General features: G+C 48.2%; 20 protein-coding genes. 9 read left to right on the plus strand and 11 right to left on the minus strand.

All coding sequences use genetic code 11. The features are described from left to right. Positions 1-103 precede the first annotated feature (103 nt). On the plus strand, positions 104-1,948 hold the full coding sequence (locus C2M29_RS10685) for an ABC transporter ATP-binding protein (protein ID WP_105189764.1): 1,845 nt from the start codon (positions 104-106) through the stop codon (positions 1,946-1,948). Between the two features lie 163 nt (positions 1,949-2,111). After that, the gene (locus tag C2M29_RS10690) at positions 2,112-2,516 is read left to right on the plus strand and encodes a hypothetical protein (protein ID WP_158684716.1); all 405 of its coding nucleotides are present in this window, start codon (positions 2,112-2,114) and stop codon (positions 2,514-2,516) included. A 51-nt stretch (positions 2,517-2,567) separates the two neighbouring features. Here the strand turns inward: C2M29_RS10690 and C2M29_RS10695 are convergent, their stop codons facing one another. The 8 genes from C2M29_RS10695 to lrp form a co-directional block, all read right to left on the minus strand. Beyond that, positions 2,568-3,617: a peptidase M42 gene (locus C2M29_RS10695; RefSeq protein WP_105190245.1), complete on the minus strand. Its 1,050-nt coding sequence runs from the start codon at positions 3,615-3,617 to the stop codon at positions 2,568-2,570. A 628-nt stretch (positions 3,618-4,245) separates the two neighbouring features. Continuing rightward, on the minus strand, positions 4,246-4,458 hold the full coding sequence (locus tag C2M29_RS10700; RefSeq protein WP_105189766.1) for a hypothetical protein: 213 nt from the start codon (positions 4,456-4,458) through the stop codon (positions 4,246-4,248). 241 nt (positions 4,459-4,699) lie between these two features. After that, on the minus strand, positions 4,700-5,995 hold the full coding sequence (serS, locus tag C2M29_RS10705; protein WP_105189767.1) for a serine--tRNA ligase: 1,296 nt from the start codon (positions 5,993-5,995) through the stop codon (positions 4,700-4,702). Between the two features lie 8 nt (positions 5,996-6,003). Beyond that, the gene (gene crcB, locus C2M29_RS10710; protein ID WP_105189768.1) at positions 6,004-6,387 is read right to left on the minus strand and encodes a fluoride efflux transporter CrcB; all 384 of its coding nucleotides are present in this window, start codon (positions 6,385-6,387) and stop codon (positions 6,004-6,006) included. Continuing rightward, complete coding sequence (locus tag C2M29_RS10715; protein ID WP_105190246.1) at positions 6,374-7,675, minus strand: replication-associated recombination protein A; 1,302 nt, start codon at positions 7,673-7,675, stop codon at positions 6,374-6,376. The genes crcB and C2M29_RS10715 overlap by 14 nt, the downstream gene beginning before the upstream one ends. Before the next feature lie 46 nt (positions 7,676-7,721). Next, the gene (gene lolA / locus C2M29_RS10720) at positions 7,722-8,363 is read right to left on the minus strand and encodes an outer membrane lipoprotein chaperone LolA (protein ID WP_105189769.1); all 642 of its coding nucleotides are present in this window, start codon (positions 8,361-8,363) and stop codon (positions 7,722-7,724) included. Between the two features lie 20 nt (positions 8,364-8,383). Beyond that, complete coding sequence (locus C2M29_RS10725; protein ID WP_105189770.1) at positions 8,384-11,047, minus strand: DNA translocase FtsK; 2,664 nt, start codon at positions 11,045-11,047, stop codon at positions 8,384-8,386. 123 nt (positions 11,048-11,170) lie between these two features. After that, positions 11,171-11,653, minus strand: a complete 483-nt coding sequence (gene lrp, locus C2M29_RS10730; protein ID WP_105189771.1) for a leucine-responsive transcriptional regulator Lrp — start codon at positions 11,651-11,653, stop codon at positions 11,171-11,173. Between the two features lie 142 nt (positions 11,654-11,795). Here lrp and ald point away from each other — a divergent pair, with 142 nt between their 5' ends. Continuing rightward, the gene (gene ald / locus C2M29_RS10735) at positions 11,796-12,917 is read left to right on the plus strand and encodes an alanine dehydrogenase (RefSeq protein ID WP_105189772.1); all 1,122 of its coding nucleotides are present in this window, start codon (positions 11,796-11,798) and stop codon (positions 12,915-12,917) included. A 68-nt stretch (positions 12,918-12,985) separates the two neighbouring features. On the opposite strand, the gene pssA is transcribed toward ald, so the two are convergent. Beyond that, positions 12,986-14,311, minus strand: a complete 1,326-nt coding sequence (gene pssA, locus C2M29_RS10740; RefSeq protein WP_105189773.1) for a CDP-diacylglycerol--serine O-phosphatidyltransferase — start codon at positions 14,309-14,311, stop codon at positions 12,986-12,988. Positions 14,312-14,567: 256 nt separating this feature from the next. On the opposite strand from pssA, the gene trxB reads away from it, so the two are divergent. From trxB to infA, 4 genes are all read left to right on the plus strand, one after another. Continuing rightward, on the plus strand, positions 14,568-15,521 hold the full coding sequence (trxB, locus tag C2M29_RS10745; RefSeq protein ID WP_105190247.1) for a thioredoxin-disulfide reductase: 954 nt from the start codon (positions 14,568-14,570) through the stop codon (positions 15,519-15,521). Between the two features lie 29 nt (positions 15,522-15,550). Continuing rightward, entirely contained in the window at positions 15,551-16,282 is a 732-nt protein-coding gene (gene aat, locus C2M29_RS10750) for a leucyl/phenylalanyl-tRNA--protein transferase (RefSeq protein ID WP_105189774.1), read from the plus strand. Continuing rightward, positions 16,260-16,970 carry an arginyltransferase gene (locus C2M29_RS10755; protein ID WP_105189775.1) on the plus strand — a complete coding sequence of 237 codons (711 nt, stop codon included), beginning with the start codon at positions 16,260-16,262 and terminating at the stop codon, positions 16,968-16,970. Before aat ends, C2M29_RS10755 begins: the two co-directional genes overlap by 23 nt. A 91-nt stretch (positions 16,971-17,061) precedes the next feature. Further along, complete coding sequence (gene infA / locus C2M29_RS10760) at positions 17,062-17,280, plus strand: translation initiation factor IF-1 (RefSeq protein WP_010560183.1); 219 nt, start codon at positions 17,062-17,064, stop codon at positions 17,278-17,280. 85 nt (positions 17,281-17,365) lie between these two features. Here the strand turns inward: infA and clpA are convergent, their stop codons facing one another. Both clpA and clpS read right to left on the minus strand, forming a co-directional pair. Continuing rightward, positions 17,366-19,639, minus strand: coding sequence for an ATP-dependent Clp protease ATP-binding subunit ClpA (clpA, locus tag C2M29_RS10765; protein ID WP_105189776.1), 2,274 nt, complete (start codon positions 19,637-19,639; stop codon positions 17,366-17,368). Between the two features lie 27 nt (positions 19,640-19,666). Further along, complete coding sequence (clpS, locus tag C2M29_RS10770) at positions 19,667-19,984, minus strand: ATP-dependent Clp protease adapter ClpS (protein WP_105189777.1); 318 nt, start codon at positions 19,982-19,984, stop codon at positions 19,667-19,669. Positions 19,985-20,184: 200 nt separating this feature from the next. Here clpS and cspD point away from each other — a divergent pair, with 200 nt between their 5' ends. Together cspD and C2M29_RS10780 are read left to right on the plus strand one after the other, a co-directional pair. After that, a complete protein-coding gene (gene cspD / locus C2M29_RS10775; protein ID WP_105189778.1) occupies positions 20,185-20,406 on the plus strand; it encodes a cold shock domain-containing protein CspD in 222 nt (73 codons plus the stop codon). 305 nt (positions 20,407-20,711) lie between these two features. Further along, the gene (locus C2M29_RS10780) at positions 20,712-22,934 is read left to right on the plus strand and encodes an NADP-dependent isocitrate dehydrogenase (protein ID WP_105189779.1); all 2,223 of its coding nucleotides are present in this window, start codon (positions 20,712-20,714) and stop codon (positions 22,932-22,934) included. Positions 22,935-22,960 lie beyond the last annotated feature (26 nt).

The raw sequence follows: 22,960 nt of genomic DNA on the forward strand, positions 1-22,960 counted from the left end.
AACACGCTGCACATTGATGCCGAACTGCCACACACTTCGACTAGGCAGCCCTACTCAAACTCGCTACACTGCACCATTAATAGAATTAGTTGTTTACGGTCCTATGTTTGCATTTTTTGAAAAGCTCACTCGCCCTTTTCCCGAGCGCGCAACCCAAGCCCCTCCCAAGGGACTCCTCGCATTTTGTCGCTACTATACCCGAGGTATGGAATGGCCCTTGGCGGTGATGTCCATCAGTGCCGCGCTATTGGCGGTAATCGAAGTATCCTTGTTTAGCTTTATGGGTCAGCTGGTGGATTGGCTAAATCAAACAACGCCGCAAGAGCTGTTCGCACAAGACAGCGCGAAGTTATGGTTTATGGGCATACTGACACTCGTCGTCTTACCCATACTCGTTTTCGTCCATTCAGCCGTGTTGCATCAAGCCCTGCTGGGTAACTATCCGATGTCGATTCGCTGGCTGGCACACCGCTACCTGCTGCGTCAAAGTATGAGCTTTTATCAGGATGATTTTGCCGGGCGCATCGCCACTAAGGTAATGCAAACGTCCTTGGCGGTAAGGGAAACCGTGATCAAGCTTTTGGATGTGGCGGTTTATATTCTCGTTTATTTTTCCGCCATGTTGCTCTTTATTGGCCAGGCGGACTGGCGCCTTACCGCACCCATGCTGCTCTGGCTGGTCGGCTATGCCTGTATTCAGCGTTATTTTATTCCTCGTTTAAAGCGCGTGGCCGAGGAGCAAGCCGAGGCTCGCTCACAAATGACCGGGCGCATCGTCGACAGCTACACCAATATTTCTACCATTAAGCTGTTCTCTCACTCGTCCACCGAGGAACGTTATGCCAAGGAATCCATGGAGCTATTCCTGGATCCCGTCTATCGGCAAATGCGTTTGGCTACCGGCTTGCAGGTAAGCGTACAGGTGTTGAACTACACGCTTGTGGGCATCACCGCAGCGTTGTCGATTTACCTCTGGTCGTTGAGTGCCATCAGCGTGGGAGCCATTGCCATTGCCGTGAGTTTGGCCCTGCGCCTAAACGGTATGGCTCAGTGGATCATGTGGGAAATCAGTGCCCTATTTGAAAATATTGGTACCGTTACCGATGGCATGAACACACTCACCAAACCCATCGCCATTGAAGACAAACGCGATGCCAAAGAGCTTGAGGTCAAATCCGGTGCCATTAGCTTCAACAATATCAGTTTTAACTATGGTAAAGCCCAGCATGATGAGCAGCATAGCGTATTAGCCGGATTAAACCTGGATATTCGTGCTGGTGAAAAGGTCGGCGTGGTTGGGCGCTCTGGCGCCGGCAAATCTACATTAGTAAACCTGTTACTGCGCTTTTATGACGTCGAGCAAGGCTCCATCAGTATCGACAATCAAGCGATAGACAGTGTCACCCAGGAAAGCCTGCGCCAGCACATCGCCATGGTGTCACAAGACACCGCCCTGTTACATCGCAGCGTACGCGAAAATATCGGCTATGGCCTGGCCAATGCCAGCGACGAGCAGATCATCAATGCCGCTAAACAAGCTAAGGCCTGGGAATTTATTGGGGAACTTGAAGACAGCAAGGGCAATAAAGGTCTGGATGCCCAAGTCGGCGAGCGCGGTGTTAAACTCTCCGGTGGTCAGCGCCAGCGTATCGCCATTGCCCGCGTGCTGCTAAAAGACGCCCCTATTTTGGTGCTTGATGAGGCCACCTCGGCGCTCGACTCCGAGGTGGAAGCGGCTATCCAGGCGAGCCTAGACACCCTGATGCAAAACAAGACAGTGATAGCCATTGCCCACCGTTTGTCGACCATAGCGCAAATGGATCGCCTGGTGGTTATGGATAAAGGCCACATTGTTGAGCAAGGCACGCACCAAGAGCTTATTGCCGCCGGCGGTATATATGCGCAACTCTGGGCGCACCAAACCGGTGGTTTTATCGGCACAGAGTAGTAATGTAACCTCTATAGTAAGGCGATTTAAAGACCATAATTAGACAGACCAAATAAACACGGCTAGCTTTATTAGCTCATGTTGCAATATCGCAACCTGTAACGAGGAACTTACTATGTATAAGCACTTATTTATAGTAGCGTTGTTTTGTGTCTTTAGTTTGATGTCTATTCAAGTCGTACACGCAGATGATCATGAGCCACCCTTTATCGGGGGTAATTACTGGGAAGTTACAGGGATTAAAATTGCCGATGGAGCGGGTTTAAAGTATGCGAAGTGGTTAGCGTCCGAATGGCGGAAAAACTCGGACTTCGCAGTGGAACAAGGTTGGATTATTAGCTATTCCATTATCAAAAATGTGCATGCCCGAGCGGACGAACCCGATCTCTATATCGTCCGGGTATTTGAAAATATGGCCACGGTCGCCGAAAATGAAAAGCGTCGAGAAGCCTACTTTGCCTGGGTTAAGAAAAGCATGGAAAAAATGCATGAAGAAAGTGGTAACCGTGCCGAGTATCGTACCATTATGAGCACAGTTTTACTCCAGGAAATGAAGTTTAGGGATTAGCCAAGAGCGAGCAGAGCCCATCCACTGGCTCTGCTTGTTGCCTCGCCCCAATTATTCCTTTGATAAGGCACAGAGCATAGATAGAAAGGTTTCGACAGACTCTAACGATGCAGATTCCTGCATTGTGTGATAACCCGTGGTTGGCACCTGAATTGTCGTCCCATCAACCAAACCATTCGATGCAGCGATAATACGACCCAGCTCCGTACTACCGATGGATGTTGGCTCCATTCCTTGACTTATTAAGTGTTTGTTATGCTCTTCAACGTATTTGTCTTTATACAAATAACTGATGTTTTCGTTCGCGCATATCTGCGCAACTCTTTGCGTCGCCTCGAGATTGAAAGTCGCGTTTGCATCCTTGTAACGCAACACCAGTTGCTGATTATTTGCGGCATTGGTATCTGGAAACGGACTGGTATCAACCACAAACAAGCGGTTTGTTGAACCACCAAAACGTCGAAACCATTCCAAGAGATAGCGCCAGCTTTTACCGGCTTCTTCCTGGGCCGTGAAAAATGCGGTGCCTTGGAAACCCATGCTAAATAAATGAACTAAGGCCGCGGCAGACAAGACATTGTCCAATTGTCCGTACAATCGGCCGCTCTCAATTTTTAACTTGTCTTTAAACGCCACAGGAGTGCCGGCGACCAGCCCCTCCAGCCCGTCGATTTCAAAAATCAGGTTGTTTCTAAATTCACAGATATAGGCTTTTTTGATTATGCCACTACCCCGATAGGCACCAGACCAGGGCTCGTAAGCGTAAACCGGTTCACTTTGAAAGCGCTCGGTTATCTTGGTCATTAATTCTTCAGATACCGAGTTGTTTAACAAGTCCGTTCTATTAGCGGAAATAAAAGCCGCATATTGAAACTCGTTCGGGCCGGTGCACACTAAGCCATGCCTATCTATATGCGCCGAAAACATGGTGCTAAATGGCTTGCTGCCTTGGGCAACCAGTAATCCTTCATACCAGGTTACATGTGCCCCCCGCTCCTCTAATTCCCTTTGTAATACTCTAAAAAATGAATGCTCGGCTCCCACCACACTGGGTTGGCGGATAATGGTTTTTAGCAGATCAAAAAACTCATTGTTTAACATAGATGTCTGACTCTGTAAGCGCAATTTAAATGGGTCCATCCCCAACTAGCGAAGCTAAAACAGCTCTTGTTTAGAGTCAATCTATTTGATCTACCGGATGGTTAATTTGCGTTTGTGAACTAGAAAGACGTGCAAAATGGCGGCGCGGTTGGCCTGTATGAAAAGGAGCTCACCTTGGTCTCAGCAAAACATTCTGAAAACCAGGTGTTCCCTCTATGCCAGGCGCCTATTACCCGCCCACTGGCGTCAACTTGAACCACAACCGTAAACTTGAAAGGGATAGAGGTGGTTTTGCGTAAACACCCTGGAAATGCCAAAGCGGCAAGCTGCCCCTGGGCATGGGTTAAACGCTCTCTTTATTTAGCCGACAACGCGCTCTCGATTTGCTCGGCGTGAGATTTTGCTTGCGCATAGCTTATCCGATTAACCTCTGCCGAAGCAGACACGGACAGAATTGCGAGAAGGTAATAGCTATATTTCATGAGTGAGTCCTTTCTTTTGTAAGAGATTTACCTACAGTCCATTGCAGAGGTAGTTTAGACTATTACCGCATTGAGGGGAGTAAATATCCGCTGGCTAACACCAAAAAAACGGATATGCTAAGGAGTCAGCCACCGGCATGTAGTATTTACACCGCGTGTTTAACACCCAGAAGTCGATTCAGTTTCTTTAACTGGTAGATAGCCATTGCGCCAATGGCAAGGCCTGCAACACCGATGGCAATCACCAGCATTCCTCGGCTGTCACCGGCGTCCGGGGTTGCTAATAAGGTAGCCAGGCCTGCAAATGACAGTAAGAATGTGCTTAAAATGACTAACAGCGTAGATGGGATAACTTTCATAAAAATTCCTTGTTTATCGTTTTATATTTTTTAGTGAATATAGTAGCAAGGGGTTAGCTTTACCCTACTAACTGCTGTCCCTACTCGTTCACTGCAAATATTGATAACAGATAGTTACAATTTATGCAAGTTTTAGCCCTGTGCTCTCTGTCCATAATTACCCACCCGCATATTCTTATAATGAATTATGGGCAAAAAAATGGCCGCTGATGAGCGGCCATTTCAATTTATAGTTCAATGCTTATTGTGCACGAATAACTTCCAAACCACCCATATAAGGACGCAGCACCTGAGGTACCACTACAGAGCCGTCGGCTTGCTGGTAGTTCTCTAAAATAGCGACCAGAGTACGGCCTACCGCTAGGCCTGAACCGTTTAATGTGTGCAGTAATTCAGGCTTTTTCTCACCGGCGCGGCGGAAACGAGCCTGCATGCGGCGTGCCTGGAAGTCACCCATGTTAGAACAAGACGAAATTTCGCGGTAAGTGTCTTGAGCCGGCAACCACACTTCTAGATCATAGGTTTTTGCCGCGCCAAAACCCATATCGCCGGTGCACAGCACTACCTTACGGTATGGCAGCTCTAGGGCCTGAAGAATTTGCTCGGCGTGACCGGTTAGCTCTTCCAGAGCCTGCATCGAGTCTTCCGGTTTTACCAGTTGTACTAACTCAACCTTATCAAACTGGTGCTGACGGATCAGACCGCGCGTGTCACGACCATAGCTGCCCGCCTCACTGCGAAAACAGGGGGTGTGTGCCGTCATGCGCACTGGCAATTGCTTTTCATCGAAGATTTCGTCACGTGCGCAGTTGGTAAGCGGTACTTCGGCGGTTGGAATAAGGCTAAAGCCGTCGTCATGTTCGCCCAGCTTCTCGGTGTGGAAAAGATCTTCAGCAAACTTAGGAAGCTGACCGGTACCGAATAGGCTGTCCTTGTTTACTAAATAAGGCACATACATCTCGGTGTAGCCATTTTTATCCGTATGCGTGTCGAGCATAAACTGTACCAGGGCACGGTGCATGCGGGCAACCTGACCACGCATCACGGTAAAACGGGCACCTGATAGCTTCACGCCGGCCTCAAAATCAAGGCCCTTGTCCAAGGCTTCGCCAAGATCGACATGGTCTTTGACCTCAAAGTCATAAGACTTGGGCTCGCCCCATTTAGTAACCTCAACGTTATCGTCTTCGTCGTTACCTACTGGCACTTCTTCTGCAGGTAGGTTAGGCATGCCCAAAGCAATGTCTTTAAGCTCGGCTAACACGTTATCTTGTTCTTTTTTGGCGTTTTCTAATTCGTCACCTAGGTGTGCGACGGCATCAAGAAGTGGCTGAATGTCTTCACCCTTGGCTTTGGCCTGACCGATGGCTTTGGAACGGGAATTGCGCTCGCTTTGTAGTTCTTGTGTTTGTACTTGTAGTGCTTTGCGCTTTTCTTCAAGCTCGGCAAGCTTGGCAACGTCTAATACGAAACCACGCGTTTTTAAACGTGCGGCTGTTTGCTCTACGTCCTGACGGAGATACTTTGAGTCTAACATGTGAGTTATTAACCTTTTTGCGTTGTTAGCATGAGGCCTATTGCAGCCATAAAAATACACACCCCGACATTGAGCAGGATGTTTAACGCCACTTTCAGCCACTGACCTTGCTGCATCAACAGCAGAGTATCGAGCGAAAATGTTGAAAATGTTGTTAGTGCGCCTAAAAACCCTATGCCCAGGGTCAGGCGGTGCGGATCGGTCAATATTTCACGATCCAAAAGGCCATATAAAACGCCCATTAACAATGAACCGAGAATATTAACCGTCAGCGTGCCAAAAGGGAATCCCTTGGACAGGAGTTTTAGCGCTAATTCATTAATACCAAAGCGCATACAAGCACCGAGGGCACCGCCAAGTGCTATCAAAAGATAGGTATTAATCGCGCTCATAGCGTTTACGCTCGCTTTGTTGGTCGCGTTCCTTTAGGTATTGCAGTTTATCCCCAATGCGTTTTTCCAGGCCCCTATCGCTTGGATGATAGTACTGGGTTGATGCTATCTCGGGGGGGAAGAAATTTTCGCCGGCTGCATAGGCGCCGGGTTCATCGTGGGCATAACGGTAATCGGCTCCAAATCCCTGCTCTTTCATCAGCGCCGTCGGTGCATTGCGCAAATGTAACGGCACATCAAGATCGGCGGTGGCCATGGCATGACGTTTTGCCTCATTAAAGGCGCAATAAACGGCGTTGCTTTTTGGTGCGCTGGCAAGATAAATGGTGGCTTGGGCGATGGCCCTTTCACCTTCGCTCGGGCCTACGCGGTGATAAATATCCCACGCGTTTAAAGCCACATCCATGGCTTTAGGGTCCGCGGTACCTATATCCTCGGTGGCTATCGCCAATAAACGCCGCGCCACATAAAGGGGGTCACCACCGGCGGTAATAATACGGCAATACCAGTAGAGGGCGCCATCCGGGCTTGAGCCCCGCACTGACTTGTGGAAAGCGGAAATTAAATCGTAATAATGGTCGCCGCCCTTGCCATAACGTGCCACCATTTGCGGTGCGACCTGTTGCATTACCTGCGGATCGATCACCACGCCCTTACCCGCAACTGTCTCCTGAGCGCTGATGGCATAGGTAGCGGCCAGCTCAAGCAAATTCAGTACGCTGCGCGCATCCCCTCCGGCTCCCTGGCATAGCTGCTCCAGGCTGTCTTCGGCTACGCTGACCTTGGCATTTTTAAGCTCGCTATCCTGCGTCAGTGCCTGGTGCACAACAGCTTTGAGTTCATCGAGGCTGAGCTTTTTCAAGGTGTATACGCGCGCCCGGGAGAGCACCGCATTATTCAAGGCGAAGGAGGGGTTTTCGGTAGTGGCGCCGATAAAGATAAAGGTGCCATTTTCCACATAAGGTAACAGGGCGTCTTGCTGTGATTTATTAAAGCGATGCACTTCGTCCACAAACAACAAACTGCGACGCCCTTGTTGCAGGCTCATCTGTGCCTGCTCAACCGCTTCGCGTATATCCTTTACCCCGGCGGTGACCGCCGATAAAGTGATAAATTCGGCATCGCAGTGATGGGCAATAATATGTGCCAGGGTGGTTTTCCCCACACCCGGCGGCCCCCATAGGATTAGGCTGTGACAGTTACCGGTGGTAATGGCGCGATAAAGGGGTTGCTCGGGGCCAAGAATATGGCTTTGGCCTATGTATTGCTGTAAGGACGTTGGCCGCATGCGCGCCGCAAGTGGACGCACATCGGGGGCAAAGTCGAGGGAAAAACTATTCGCCACTTAACTGGCTTCCTCGCTGCTCCCTTTGGTCATCAATAAAGACGTGCTCGGGAATGGTAAATTCAAAACGCCCATCATCGATGTCACTATTGATTTCGCTGTCCTTGAACTCAAATTTAGAGCGCTGACCGGACTGATCGATAACCTCAAGAGCCGCTATTTGCGCTTGGTCGTTAAAGTACAGGCTTAATTGCTCAACCTGGCCCTGCTCTTTGCTAATGGGCTTAACTGCAAATCCCTGGTCTATAGCGGTAATGGTAAATTTCTGCCACAACTGCTGGTCGTCCGTGGTCAATAAAATAAAGGGGGTATTGTCGATAAGCTTGGCGGTATCGAGCAGAGTTACCTGCTCGGCAAAGGGGTCGTAGTAATAGCTATCAACACCGTTAGACACAAACAGGGTTTCATCCGGTGTTTGTTGCTGCCAGCGGATCTTGCGAGGTTGCTCTAATTGCAAATGCCCCTGGCTTTGACTTACAAGCTCACCTTCCGGGTCAAAAACCTGCTGTGAGAAAGCGCTGCTCAGCGAGTTTAACTTGGATAATTTAGCCTTTAATGCCTGAGCGTCATCGGCTAAGGCCTGGGTCGCCGTTAGAGAAAAAAGCACAGCAGACATAAAAATACGTTTCATAATACCTCCATTACAGGCAATTAATTGGCGTTGTTTTTCACCAATACTTCTCGGGTGCCATTGTGCCCCGGCGGGCTTACCAGCCCGGATATTTCCATTTGCTCGACTAGTCGAGCGGCACGGTTATAGCCAACGCGTAATTTACGCTGAACGCTGGAAACCGATACCCTTCCGCTTTCAATAACGAACGCCACAGCTTCATCGTAAAGTGGATCGGACTCGCCATCTTCATCTTCCGGTGTTTCACCGGGGAGTAAAACATCTTCCACCGCATCGCCATTGAGGATTTCATCCACATAATTTGGCTTGCCTCGGGCCTTCCAGTCGTTAACCACCGCATGCACCTCGTGGTCATCGACAAAGGCGCCATGCACGCGTATCGGAACGCTGGTGCCCGGCGGCAGATACAACATATCACCCATGCCTAACAGATGTTCTGCGCCCTGCTGATCGAGAATTGTTCGCGAGTCAATTTTCGACGACACCTGAAACGCCATGCGAGTTGGAATATTGGCCTTTATCAGGCCGGTGATCACATCCACCGACGGTCGCTGTGTCGCCAGCACCAAATGTATACCTGCGGCACGAGCCTTCTGTGCGATACGGGCAATCAACTCTTCCACCTTTTTACCGACTATCATCATCATGTCGGCAAATTCATCAATGACTACCACTATGCTGGGAAGCTTATCGAGCTCCTGCGGACCATCGGCCATACCGTCGGTGTCTTTGAACAGCGGGTCAAGAATAGGTTGTCCCGCTGCCTTTGCATCCAGCACCTTTTGGTTATAGCCCTTAAGATTACGCACCCCAAGCGCCGACATCAGCTTATAGCGACGCTCCATCTCGCCAACACACCAGCGCAGAGCATTAGCCGCTTCCTTCATATCGGTGACCACTTCACACAGAAGGTGCGGGATCCCTTCGTACACCGAAAGCTCAAGCATTTTCGGGTCGATCATGATCAGGCGCACATCTTCCGGCGGCGACTTATAAAGCAAGCTTAAGATCATTACATTAACGCCCACTGACTTACCCGAACCTGTGGTACCGGCAACAAGCAGATGCGGCATTTTCGCCAAATCGGCAACTACTGGCTGGCCAGCAATATCCTTGCCCAGCACCATAGTCAAAGGCGATTTATTTTGCTCAAACTTAGGAGCATTAATTACCTCAGACAGGCGCACCACTTCACGGTGTTTGTTCGGCAACTCCAGACCCACATAGGTTTTGCCTGGTATTACCTCAACTACACGGACGCTGACCGCCGATAATGAACGAGCTAGGTCTTTGGCCAGACCGGAAATTTTTGCTACCTTGACACCAGGCGCTAAATCCAGCTCAAAGCGTGTAACCACGGGACCTGGGTATACCCCAACCACCGAGGCCTGTACGCCAAAGTCCTGTAACTTGGCCTCGACTAGGCGCGAAACCGCTTCTAGCTCTTCTTCGGAAATAGGGTTTTTTTGTTTATCCGGACGGTCAAGTAAGTCCAGAGACGGCAAAGGTGCCATGGGAGGCTGCTCGGCCATCAGTTGGTCAAACTTTTCTTTTGCCGACAGCGGCTTATTGTTCACTGCAGTGGATGGTGTTCGGTGCTGAGCCGCCTGCTGTGCATTGGCCGCTGCCGAGTGTGCAGACGCTTGGGCCCCGGGTTGTGCCAAAGGCTGGGTCTGCGTTTTCGCTAACGGCTGCTCACGGTCTAATTCGTTTAGTGCATCTACGGTATCGAAGCCTTCGTCATCGATGGCGCTGAAGTTCATTTCTTCGGCGAAGATATCGTCCAGCTCATCTAACGCCGCATGCTGTTTTTTAGCCTTTGCAGGCGCTGCTTGCGAGGGCGAACCACCCTGATGCGCCTCAAATTCATCCACATATACTGGCTCAGCCTCGGCTTCTGATTTAGTCTCGGGGGCAAACATGGCTGCCGCCTTATCCAGTATCGATGCCGCTTTTTGTTTGGCTAGGTTTTTATCTTCCTGATCCTGGCTCAGTTCCCTGTCAGATTGCGCCTGTTCAATCATTGGCACCCCAGAGGCGTTGCCTTCAATCGCCGGTTGCAACTCCGCCTGATCGTATTCCTCGCGCCACTGACCCCGTTTGCGTTGTAACCAATTCCATAGCCACAGTCCGGCCTTCATAACATAGGCACCCAAGGTATCGACAAATTGCACCCAGGAAATACCGGTGAGCAAGGTTAATCCGGCAAAAAAGAAGCACAGTAAAAGAATAGAGGTGCCAGTAAAATTGAACGCGGGCATCATGGCGCCGGCGATTACATCCCCTACTACCCCACCGGATGAAAAGTAAAAAATATCGTCAAAATTAACCGAACTGATTGCGGTGGCGCTAAGCACAAACAATACCAAACCAATTAGGCGCAAAGCCAAGGTAATGTAATCAAGACGCAACACTTGGTGAGGGCGTTTAAAAGCAAAATAGCCGAATAACTGAACTCCGGCGGGCACTAAAAAGGCAAGCCAGCCAAAACTAAAGAGGAGAATATCCGCCAACCAGGCGCCCGCGGTGCCGGTAATATTTTTCACGTCGACAAATTCGCCGGTTTGAGACCAGGATGGGTCGGCAGGATCAAAGCTGATGAGCGCACATAAAATAAAAATGGCAAAGGCGGTGCTCATAATTAAGCCCGTCTCAAGCAGTCTTTGTACACCGTTTAGGCGCATATTCCATTATCCTTATTTTTTATCTAGATACTTCAGCGCAATACCCTTACCTTACCAATTCTAAGCACATTATGCACTGGGTTTATAATCAGTAATTGTAATTGCAACGCTCGGCTTATGCCTCTATTCCGGCACCTGGGGACGTATGATCAAGGCTTCCTCACCTTTGACCTCTTCCATTACCACATAGGTGCGACTCTCACTGATGTTTGGCAGCTTTAAGAGAATGTCGCCAAGCACCTGACGGTATTCAGACATATCGGTTACCCGAGTCTTCAATAGAAAATCGAAATTACCGGAGACCAGGTGACACTCCACGATTTCATCATGTTTTTTCACCGCCTGATTAAACTCATCAAACACATCCGGTGAGGTCTTGGTAATGGTAACCTCAACATACACCAATAAGCCCTGGCCCAATTTCGCTGGATCCACCACTGCCTTATAGCCTCGAATATATCCTTCGCGCTCCAGCTTTTTCACTCGCTCCAAACAAGGGGTTGCGCTCAAGCCGATACGTTTGGCCAATTCAACATTTGAAATCCGCCCGTCACGCTGTAATTCGACTAAAATTTTACGGTCTATTCGATCGAGTTGTTGATGCATAGTTGATAATAGTTAATTGCACTGAATTTAGAGTTAATAAAGTTTAATACACTGGACACAGATTGCAAAATAGTGAGACACACTATTTGGCCATATGTACAATAGTGAAAAATTTTTCCGTTCAAAAAAGGTATAGTTACTTATGATAATCGGTGTACCAAAAGAGATTAAAAACCACGAGTACCGTGTGGGTATGATCCCAGCAAGCGCACGCGAGCTGATCAACCACGGTCACGAAGTGATCGTTGAAACCAACGCGGGCTTAGGTATTGGCTTTACCGACGAAGACTATATTGAAGTTGGCGCTAAAATCTTGCCAACCGCAGCTGAGATTTTCGCTCAAGCTGAAATGATCATCAAAGTAAAAGAGCCGCAAGCCGTTGAGCGTGCGATGCTTCGTAAAGATCAAATCCTATTTACTTACCTGCACCTAGCACCGGATCTTCCTCAGACCGAAGACCTTGTGAAAAGTGGCGCTATCTGTATCGCTTACGAAACTGTAACCGATGCCAAAGGCGGTCTTCCGCTTCTAGCACCTATGTCAGAAGTTGCCGGCCGTATGTCTATTCAAGCCGGTGCTCAGGCGCTAGAGAAGTCTAAGCAAGGTCTTGGTATGCTTCTAGGTGGCGTTCCTGGCGTTGAACCTGCCAAGGTTGTTGTTATCGGTGGCGGTATGGTTGGTCGTAACGCGGCGCAAATGGCTGTTGGCCTAGGTGCTGACGTAACCATCCTTGACCGTAACATCGACGTACTACGTAGCCTTAACGCTCAGTTTGGTTCATTGGCTAAAGTTGTTTATTCAACCGCTGACGCCCTTGAGAAGCACGTAGTTGACGCCGACCTAGTTATCGGTGGCGTACTAATCCCAGGTGCTGCTGCGCCTAAGCTAGTGACTGCAGAGCACATCAAAGCAATGAAGCCTGGTGCCGCTATCGTTGACGTAGCCATCGACCAAGGCGGTTGTATCGCCACTTCTAAGCCGACTACACACGATGAGCCTACCTACATCGTTGATGATGTTGTTCACTACTGTGTTGCTAACATGCCTGGCGCTGTACCACGCACGTCAACATTTGCCTTGAATAACGCAACACTGCCTTACATCATCAAGCTAGCCAACAAAGGCTATAAGCAAGCACTACTTGAAGACAAGCACTTCCTAGAAGGCTTGAACGTGATCAAGGGTAAGGTAACGTACAAAGAAGTAGCAGAAGCCTTCAACATGGAATATGTTGACCCACGCACTGCCGTTGAAACACTTTAATTTATAGCTAGTGTTTACAAAAAACCCGCCTATTGGCGGGTTTTTTATTTGCTTAAGATTTTAAAAAGCTAGATAAAGCGCTTGATAATAAAATCGACCTTTACCCGTTTAGCCTGACCCAATATCTTTTGTACCGGCTCCGGATAATCGCTCAGTTGCTCAAGTTCGGTGTAGCTTTCTAGTCGCGTACAATGTGCCATGATGGCCGCTTTTTCTCGCCCTACCGCGTCGCTTATCTGACCTTTTTTATCGTCGATAAAAATACCGTTTTCGATATCCAGGCCCCAAGCTCTGGGGTTCAAGTTATGGCCACTCAGCAGGTGGTAGCGGTTATCCGAGCAAATGCCTTTAAGGTGAAACGAGTTATTATCGTGTTTCCATAAGTACACATTGAGGTTACCGGCCTCAACATAGCGCTGCTGAGTTTTTAAAAACTTAGCCAAGATGGTTTCGTATAAATATGGCAGCGCCCCGACCTTGGAAAATTTTTCCTCGGGTGGAATATAAAAATCATTGGCGGTTTTATCCCCAACCACTATCGTGACCTGCTTACCTTGGCGTAACAGTCTGCGCAGGGCGCGTAACAAAGGCGTAGGGAAATTAAAGTAAGGGGTGTAAAGCACCAACTCCTGCTCGGTGATATCGAACAACTGCTTGATCAAACGATTGAGCTTGTTGTTTCTGCGCCCCAAGCCGATAAAAGGTCGCACCGTCAAATCGCCATCATGATCACTTTGCGCAAGTGTGTAACTGGCTTTTTTAAGAGCCTTAACCAATTGGCGATGAGCACCCTTGATATCAATAAATTTGGGAATGGGTCTGGTGTCTAGACGCGGTACCGCCTCGCTGGCCAGCAAGGTGTTTTCGGTAAATTCAACAAAGGCATCGCATAACTGTGGTTGTCTTATTAGGAAATAACGATCCAGGCGATATTTATCAAAGTACTGCAGATAGACATTATTAAGGCTGGCACCGCTATAGAGCAAGGTGTCGTCGATGACAAAGCCTTTCAAGTGAAGCACACCAAATAGCTCTTTGGCTTTTACCGGCACACCATAAACCTGCACATTAGACTGATGTTCCTCAAGCGCCTTATGATAGAGAGCTGCATTGCCTTCACTGGCCGCAGCACCAATGAGACCTCGTTGGGCACGATGAAAATCGACCAATACCTTGATTTCTAAATCGGGATTATTACGCGAGGCGGTGTGCAGCGCTTCGAGAACTTCACGCCCGGCTTCATCATCCTGCAAATATAACGCAGTGATGTAGATGCGGTGCTTCGCGTTTGCGATTAGTTCAAGTAGCTTGGTTCGATAGCTTTTTGCATCAAGTAGTATGTCGATATCTTGTTGTTCGAGGCCATAGCCTGCTTGATGTTGCCAAAAATACATAAGGCCCTTATTTTTCTGCGTCGCCGCCAGCTTAGCGCTATGAGCGAGTTTTTATTTGCCTAGAACATAGCAAAAAAAATATCTAAGGTCATGAAATAACGTTTAGGCTGTCGCTATTTGCTGTTTAATCACACAGTACAGTTATTTTGACAGCTTAAGTATTTATGCAAATGGAAAATTCGTAATTTTATTTACATATGGATTGTTTTTCTTAGAATCACCCGCATAACCTAATTCTATAAATTAATTGAGAAGTATTATGAGCGCCAAACACTGTAAGTTACTTATCCTTGGCTCAGGCCCCGCTGGCTACACAGCCGCCGTTTACGCTGCCCGTGCAAACCTAAATCCGGTATTGGTAACCGGTATTCAACAAGGCGGTCAGTTGACCACCACGACCGAAGTTGAAAACTGGCCCGGTGATGCCCACGGTTTGACAGGCCCAGCGTTGATGGAGCGCATGAAAGAACACGCCGAGCGCTTCGAAACGGAGATCGTGTTTGACCACATCAACGAAGTAAACCTGAATGTGCGCCCGTTCGAGCTTAAAGGTGACAGTGGCACCTACACCGCCGATGCTTTGATCATCGCCACCGGTGCGTCGGCGAAATACCTAGGCTTAGAATCAGAGACTGCATTCCAGGGTCGTGGTGTGTCTGCCTGTGCAACCTGTGATGGCTTCTTCTACAAAAACCAAAAAGTAGCCGTTGTCGGTGGTGGTAATACCGCCGTTGAAGAGGCCCTTTACCTATCTAACATTGCCTCTGAAGTGCATGTGATCCACCGCCGCGACAGTTTCCGCAGTGAGAAAATCCTATCGGACCGTCTGTTAGAAAAAGCAGAAAACGGCAACGTGACTATTCACTGGAACCGCACGCTTGACGAAGTACTGGGTGACGAGATGGGTGTAACCGGCCTGCGCATGAAAGACAGCCAGTCTGATGCGACCGAGGAGCTTGATCTAGCCGGCGTATTCATCGCTATTGGTCACAAGCCAAACACCGACATGTTCCAAGGCCAATTAGAAATGAAAGACGGCTACCTAGTTGTTGAGTCAGGCCTAAACGGCAATGCTACTCAAACCAGCATTGAAGGCGTGTTTGCCGCTGGTGATGTATCGGATCACATCTACCGTCAGGCTATTACCTCGGCTGGCACCGGTTGTATGGCGGCGCTAGACGCAGAGCGTTACTTGGATAACCTTAAGTAAAATAGATGGGGCTTCGGCCCCACTTTTCTATGACTCAATATTTGCATTATCTTGGCAGCGTTGCCGATGGTTTCCCCGACCCCAACACCGCCCTGACCCAACCCGATGGCCTACTTGCCATAGGCGGTTGTTTATCGCTTGCACGCTTACAGCAAGCCTATCAACAAGGTATTTTCCCCTGGTACAGCGAAGGTGAGCCGTTAATGTGGTGGTCCCCCAGTGAGCGCGCCATCATTGAACTCGATGAATTTCACGTCAGCCGCAGCCTGAAAAAGGCAGCACGTCGTCTCAATACTCGGGTTACCATTAATACCTGTTTTGCCGATGTGATACATGCCTGCAAGACGCAACGCCAAGACACAGAGGGTACCTGGATCACCGACGCCATGGAACAAGCGTATATTCACGCCCACGAAAATGGCCTGGCCCACAGTGTGGAGGTGTGGCAAGGCGATACTCTGGTCGGCGGCCTGTACGGCATCATGCAATCGTCGGTTTTTTGCGGTGAGTCGATGTTTTTCCATGTCCCTGAGTGCTCCAAGTTAGCCATGTGGGCACTGGTTGAATTATTAAAGGCCCATCAAGGTGCCTTTATCGATTGTCAGTTAATGAACCCCTACCTGGCGCAATTAGGGGCAAAGGCCCTTCCACGCCAGCAATTCTTGACTAAACTAAAGGAAAGTAACCATCAGTCGATAAACTTGTCGTTTTGGCAAGCTCGGCAGTTAGAGACTCCTTATGACGCAACACCTTCCGATTAAAATCGGCCTTAGTCAGCGTTTTCCTTGTAGCTACTTGGCCTCTCAGGAAGAGCAATTACTGGTTATCCTAGACCCTATTTGTTACAGCCCAAATGGATTTGAAGCACTACTAAAACAAGGTTTTAGACGCAGTGGCGAGCAGATTTACCGCCCCCATTGTCCAACCTGCAATGCCTGTCAGTCTGTGCGGGTTTTAGCACCCCATTATACGCCCAGCCGCTCGCAAAAACGCCTGATCGCCAAGGGCAGAGAATTCCAGGTTCGCATCAGCAAACGGGAAAAAGCCGACTATTACCCTTTATACGAGCGTTATATAAATGCCCGCCATAGCGACGGCACCATGTATCCGCCGCAACGCTCACAATTTGACAGTTTTTTGTTTTGTCACTGGATGGAGATCGACTTTATCGAGCTGTGGGACAGAGACAAACTGATCGCCGTGGCCGTGACCGATGTTATGGCTCATTCACTTTCTGCCATTTATACCTTTTTCGACCCAGATTACGAACACCTGAGTCTTGGCAGTCTGATGATAATCAAGCAGATCCAATTAGCCGCCGATTGGGGCAAACGCTACCTGTATCTTGGTTATCAAATAGATCAATGTCGCAAGATGCGTTACAAGCTACAGTACTTGCCCGCACAACAACTGCGCAATAACCATTGGGAAGATGTAATTTGCCTGTAAAATCGACAAATTCAGTGCCTTGGCTTTACTTATCCGTTGCTTTTCGGCACAATCCCATGCGTTTAACTATCACAGAGGTGTTACGCTAGATATGGCGAAAGAAGACGTAATTGAAATGCAAGGTACAGTACTAGATACCTTGCCTAATACAATGTTCCGTGTAGAGCTTGAGAATGGTCACGTGGTTGTGGCTCACATTTCCGGTAAAATGCGTAAAAACTACATTCGTATTTTAACTGGCGACAAAGTAACAGTGGAACTTACGCCTTACGATCTATCAAAAGGCCGTATCGTTTTCCGTGCTCGTTAATATGCCTGCACGCTAAGCCGATTTAGCAAAAAGCCCAGCAACTGCTGGGCTTTTTGTTATCTTTTTTTTGGCTTACGATAAATGGTTAGGCCGGACTTAACTGAGCGGCATAGGTGAATTCTAAGCGATCGTTCTCGCTGTCGACATCAACCTGTACATCACCACCATCGACTAAGCTGCCAAAGAGTATTTCATTGGCCAGCGGTTTTTTCAGTTGCTCCTGAATAACTCGTGCCATGGGGCGAGCTCCCATCGCCTTGTCGTAGCCCTTCTCTGCGAGCCAACGACGTGCAGCATCGCTGAGCTCCAGATTAACGGATTTCTTATCAAGCTGGGCTTGCAGCTCCACCAGGAACTTATCAACCACAAGCAGGATGATCTCGCTATCGAGGTGATTGAACCAGATGATGTTATCTAAACGGTTTCTAAACTCCGGTGAAAACACCTTGTTTATCTCGCTCATGGCATCAAAAGAGGTGTCTTGATCGGCGAAACCAATGCTGTTTTTCACCGTCTCCTGTACCCCGGCATTGGTGGTTAATACCAACACCACATTACGGAAGTCAGCCTTGCGACCATTATTGTCCGTGAGTGTGCCGTGATCCATCACCTGCAATAAGATGTTGTAAATATCACTGTGGGCCTTTTCGATTTCATCGAGCAAGACCACCGCGTGCGGATGTTTGATAACCGCATCGGTTAACAGACCGCCCTGCTCATAACCCACATAACCTGGAGGCGCACCGATCAAACGGCTGATGGCATGGCGTTCCATGTATTCGGACATATCGAAGCGTAAGAATTCAATGCCCATGCATTTTGCCAGTTGTTTGGTTACCTCGGTTTTACCCACACCGGTTGGACCGGCGAATAAGAAGGAGCCGACGGGCTTGTCTTCATTAGCTAGCCCCGAGCGCGATAAGCGAATGGCCGATGATAAAGCATCAATGGACTGATCCTGACCAAACACCAGCATCTTGAGATTGCGATCCAGGTTCTTCAATACTTCCTTATCGGACGAAGACACACTTTGCTGTGGTATACGGGCAATCTTAGCAATAATCTGCTCAATATCGGCTACATTAATGGTTTTCTTGCGCTTTGACACAGGCTGCAGACGCTGATTAGCACCGGCTTCGTCTATCACATCAATGGCCTTGTCGGGCAAATGACGCTCATTAATATATTTAGCACTTAACTCGGCGGCTGCCCGCAATGCTTTTTGCGTGTAGCGAATGCCGTGGTGCTCTTCGTAGCGTTCTTTTAAGCCATTAAGAATTTTCGTTGTGTCATCGATACTTGGTTCGTTAATGTCGATTTTTTGGAACCGACGCACTAAGGCTCGATCCTTCTCAAAGATATTCTTAAACTCGTTATAGGTAGTCGAGCCCATGCAGCGTAGTTGGCCGCTTGATAGCAGCGGTTTGATCAGGTTCGACGCATCCATCACCCCTCCCGATGCGGCGCCCGCACCGATAATGGTGTGAATTTCATCAATAAAGAGAATGGCACCTTGCTGTTGCTGCAACTGTTTGAGCAGACTCTTTAAGCGTTTTTCAAAGTCACCGCGGTATTTGGTGCCAGCTAGCAAAGCGCCCATATCCAGCGAATACACCACGCCATCGGCAATGACTTCAGGCACTTCGTTGTTAACGATACGATAGGCCAGACCTTCGGCAATGGCGGTTTTGCCCACACCGGCTTCACCTACCAGTAAAGGATTATTCTTTTTGCGACGACACAACACCTGTACCGTACGTTCCACTTCCTGGTCACGCCCGATAAGAGGATCAACCGCGCCTTTTTGTGCTTCGACGTTAAGGTTGGTTGTGTATTTATCGAGAATATTCTGCTCTTCGCTGGCATCGCCGACTAATTCTTCGGGGATTTCCTCATGATCATCTATGTGTTCGCTTTCATCCTCGGCGCGTGAAATACCGTGAGAGATAAAATTAACTATATCCAAGCGATTAACATCATGCTTTTTAAGCAAGTATACGGCCTGACTTTCTTGTTCTGAAAAAATAGCTACAAGTACATTTACGCCGGTGACTTCATTTTTACCGGACGATTGCACATGAAATACAGCGCGCTGCAGCACCCGTTGAAAGCCTAGCGTTGGCTGGGTCTCACGCTCTTTTTCGAGATCGGAGATAACCGGTGTGGTTTCATCGATAAATTCCGATAACTCGGTACGCAATAGGGCCAAATCCAAACCACAGGCGATCAACGCCTCATTGGCTGATGGGTTATCCAATAACGCCAGCAATAAATGCTCGACCGTCATAAACTCATGACGACGGGTGCGGGCTTCTTTAAACGCATCGTTTAAAGTAATTTCAAGATCTTTATTTAGCATTGGCAACCCCCAAAACTGAAAAACTCGTTATTCCTGCTCACAACTACATAGCAGTGGATGCTCATGCTCTCTGGCATAGCGATTAACCTGCTCGGTTTTGGTGTGGGCAATATCTGCAGGATAGATACCGCATACCGCTTTACCCTCATGGTGAACTTTGAGCATTACGTCTGTTGCTCTTTCGCTATCCATATTGAAAAAAGTCATTAAAACTTCGATCACAAAGTCCATTGGTGTGTAGTCGTCGTTGTTGAGTATCACCTTATATTTACGCGGCGGCTGCAACTTTTGCTTCTGCTCGTCACGGCTGCGCTCTACAACACCAGAATCTTTCATTCCACTCATAAATAAATATAGTCTTCTCTGTAGATCTCAAGCAAACCCGAAATCAAAAATAAATAAACTGTTAAAAAAATGCACAAAAAACTTGACTGAATGGGCAAATAAACTACAGTCAGATTTGGGCTGTCTATCTATTAGCCAGTCTATCAAACTATCAGGTTTAGATTAACTAAATTAGTCAACTTATAGAAGGATGTAGAAGTATGGCTTGTGGAAAAGTCAAATGGTTCAACAATGCCAAAGGGTTCGGTTTTATCCAAGAAGTAGGCAGTGAGGAAGACATCTTTGCGCACTACTCAACCATTAAGATGGATGGATACAAAACACTAAAAGCTGGCCAGGATGTAACCTTCGAACTGCAACAAGGGCCCAAAGGCCTACACGCTACAAACATTCTACCCACTGATGGCTCCGAAGGCATTTAGTCGGTAAATTGTGAGCACTTTGCAGTAACAGCTTAGCTGTTTGGTCACGTCTAAGAGCGAGCTTATGTAGTAACTAGCTCGCTTTGATCCCTTCCCTGTACCCCTCGATGTCGCTCGTCGCAACGTAAAGTTTCCGACCATTTTGTAAACTATACTTGAAATTTTAACATTCGCCCTAACCTAAAGGTGAATGGAGCTTTTCTCTTTTGCTTGATACACTGCACCGCAGTGACAGCAGATGTCGGTCAATTTAGGTGATTTTTTTACCTAGGCCGATAATACACAACGATAAATTAGGACACAAAATGACCTCGAAAATCATTTACACCAAGACTGATGAGGCGCCAGCTCTGGCTACCTATTCTTTGCTTCCTGTAATCGAAGCAGTTTCAAAAGTTGCCGGTATCGATGTAGAAACTCGCGATATCTCTCTTGCCGGTCGTATCATTGCCTTATTCCCTGAGTTTTTAAACGAAGACCAGCGCATCGGCGACGCCCTTGCCGAACTAGGTGAATTGGCCAAGACGCCAGAAGCAAACATCATCAAGCTTCCTAATATCAGTGCTTCAATCCCGCAGCTTAAAGCGGCTATTAAAGAATTACAGGCCCAGGGTTATGCCCTACCTAACTACCCAGATGAGCCTAAAAACGAGCAAGAAGAAGACATCAAAGCCCGTTATGACAAGGTTAAAGGCAGTGCGGTAAACCCAGTACTACGTGAAGGTAACTCAGACCGTCGCGCCCCAGCATCGGTAAAAGCCTATGCCCGTAAAAACCCACATTCAATGGGTGAATGGAGCAAGGATTCTCAGTCTCGTGTTGTCTCAATGACAGACGGCGACTTCTTCGGTTCTGAAAAATCAGTGACCGTAGACAAAGCAACCAGCGTACGTATTGAGCATGTGGCAGATAACGGCGACATCACCGTCTTAAAGCCAGAAGTAAAACTACTCGATGGCGAGATCATCGATGGTTCGTGCATGAGCGTATCTAAGCTACAGGCCTTTATCGCCGAGCAAATCGATGCAGCTAAAGCACAAGGCATCTTATTCTCACTACACATGAAAGCCACTATGATGAAGGTGTCTGACCCGATTATCTTCGGTCATGCGGTAAAAGTATTCTACAAAGATGTATTTGCTAAGCACGGTGCCTTATTTGAAGAGCTAGGCGTTGACGTAAATAACGGTCTTGGCGATATATACGCGCGTATCGAAAGCCTAGACGAAGCCAAGCGCAAAGAAATCGAAGCCGATATCATGGCGGTATACGAGCAGCGTCCAGCGGTTGCCATGGTAGACTCAGACCGTGGTATCACTAACCTTCACGTACCGAGCGATGTAATCATCGATGCCTCAATGCCTGCCGCAATTCGTTCTTCTGGTCAAATGTGGAATGCCGACGGTCAGCTACAAGACACTGCTTTCGTAATTCCAGATCGCAGCTACTCTGGCGTATACGATGCGACCGTTGAATTCTGTAAAGAACACGGTGCATTCGATCCAAGCACCATGGGCAGCGTACCAAACGTAGGTCTTATGGCTCAAAAAGCCGAAGAATACGGTTCACACGACAAGACTTTTGAAATCAAGAGTGCTGGTAAAGTCCGCGTTGTTGATGCCAACGACAATGTGCTTATGGAGCATGACGTTGATGCCGGTGATATCTGGCGTATGTGTCAGGTGAAAGATGCACCTATTCAAGACTGGGTTAAACTAGCCGTTAATCGTGCCCGTGCCACTAACACTCCTGCGGTATTCTGGCTAAATGAAGCCCGCGCACACGATGCCGAGCTTATCAAAAAGGTTAACGCCTACTTGCCACAGCACGATACAAGTGGCTTAGAAATCCATATCCTTGACCCAATTGCAGCAACCAAGTTCTCACTTGAGCGCATCAAAGAAGGCAAGGACACTATTTCAGTAACCGGTAACGTACTACGTGACTACCTGACTGACCTATTCCCAATTCTTGAACTGGGTACCAGTGCGAAAATGCTGTCTATCGTGCCACTGATGAATGGCGGCGGTCTATTCGAAACGGGCGCTGGCGGTAGCGCTCCTAAACACGTTCAACAGTTCCAAAAAGAAAACCACCTACGTTGGGATTCTTTAGGTGAATTCCTTGCTCTTGCAGCATCCTACGAGCACCTAAGCGCACGTACCAACAATGCCAAAGCACAAGTATTGGCGGATACACTGGATCAAGCAACGGCTAAATTCCTAGATGAGAATAAGTCACCTTCACGTAAGGTTGGTGAGATCGATAACCGTGGTAGCCACTTCTACCTGACTCTGTTCTGGGCCGAGGCACTAGCGGCACAAGATCAGGATGCAGATCTTAAAGCGCGCTTCACAGAGGTAGCTGGCCTACTTCGTGAAAACGAGCAGACCATCATCAAGGAACTAAACGACGCACAAGGTCCAAGTATGGATATCGGTGGTTACTACCAGCCAAATGAAGAGCTTGCGTTCAAAGCAATGCGTCCAAGCAATACTTTCAATGCGATTCTTGCTAAACTAGCTTAATCGTATCGATTGCATTATCAAGGCAT

The organism is Pseudoalteromonas sp. T1lg48, assembly GCF_002964785.1.
GTDB lineage: Bacteria > Pseudomonadota > Gammaproteobacteria > Enterobacterales > Alteromonadaceae > Pseudoalteromonas.

Excerpts from the sequence above, each read along its gene's own strand:
- C2M29_RS10685 (WP_105189764.1), top strand. The coding sequence starts at position 104 with ATGTTTGCATTTTTTGAAAAGCTCACTCGCCCTTTTCCCGAGCGCGCA.
- C2M29_RS10690 (WP_158684716.1), top strand. The coding sequence starts at position 2,112 with ATGTCTATTCAAGTCGTACACGCAGATGATCATGAGCCACCCTTTATC.
- C2M29_RS10695 (WP_105190245.1), bottom strand. The coding sequence starts at position 3,617 with ATGTTAAACAATGAGTTTTTTGATCTGCTAAAAACCATTATCCGCCAA.
- C2M29_RS10700 (WP_105189766.1), bottom strand. The coding sequence starts at position 4,458 with ATGAAAGTTATCCCATCTACGCTGTTAGTCATTTTAAGCACATTCTTA.
- serS (WP_105189767.1), bottom strand. The coding sequence starts at position 5,995 with ATGTTAGACTCAAAGTATCTCCGTCAGGACGTAGAGCAAACAGCCGCA.
- crcB (WP_105189768.1), bottom strand. The coding sequence starts at position 6,387 with ATGAGCGCGATTAATACCTATCTTTTGATAGCACTTGGCGGTGCCCTC.
- C2M29_RS10715 (WP_105190246.1), bottom strand. The coding sequence starts at position 7,675 with ATGCGGCCAACGTCCTTACAGCAATACATAGGCCAAAGCCATATTCTT.
- lolA (WP_105189769.1), bottom strand. The coding sequence starts at position 8,363 with ATGAAACGTATTTTTATGTCTGCTGTGCTTTTTTCTCTAACGGCGACC.
- C2M29_RS10725 (WP_105189770.1), bottom strand. The coding sequence starts at position 11,047 with ATGCGCCTAAACGGTGTACAAAGACTGCTTGAGACGGGCTTAATTATG.
- lrp (WP_105189771.1), bottom strand. The coding sequence starts at position 11,653 with ATGCATCAACAACTCGATCGAATAGACCGTAAAATTTTAGTCGAATTA.
- ald (WP_105189772.1), top strand. The coding sequence starts at position 11,796 with ATGATAATCGGTGTACCAAAAGAGATTAAAAACCACGAGTACCGTGTG.
- pssA (WP_105189773.1), bottom strand. The coding sequence starts at position 14,311 with ATGTATTTTTGGCAACATCAAGCAGGCTATGGCCTCGAACAACAAGAT.
- aat (WP_105189774.1), top strand. The coding sequence starts at position 15,551 with ATGACTCAATATTTGCATTATCTTGGCAGCGTTGCCGATGGTTTCCCC.
- C2M29_RS10755 (WP_105189775.1), top strand. The coding sequence starts at position 16,260 with ATGACGCAACACCTTCCGATTAAAATCGGCCTTAGTCAGCGTTTTCCT.
- infA (WP_010560183.1), top strand. The coding sequence starts at position 17,062 with ATGGCGAAAGAAGACGTAATTGAAATGCAAGGTACAGTACTAGATACC.
- clpA (WP_105189776.1), bottom strand. The coding sequence starts at position 19,639 with ATGCTAAATAAAGATCTTGAAATTACTTTAAACGATGCGTTTAAAGAA.
- clpS (WP_105189777.1), bottom strand. The coding sequence starts at position 19,984 with ATGAGTGGAATGAAAGATTCTGGTGTTGTAGAGCGCAGCCGTGACGAG.
- cspD (WP_105189778.1), top strand. The coding sequence starts at position 20,185 with ATGGCTTGTGGAAAAGTCAAATGGTTCAACAATGCCAAAGGGTTCGGT.
- C2M29_RS10780 (WP_105189779.1), top strand. The coding sequence starts at position 20,712 with ATGACCTCGAAAATCATTTACACCAAGACTGATGAGGCGCCAGCTCTG.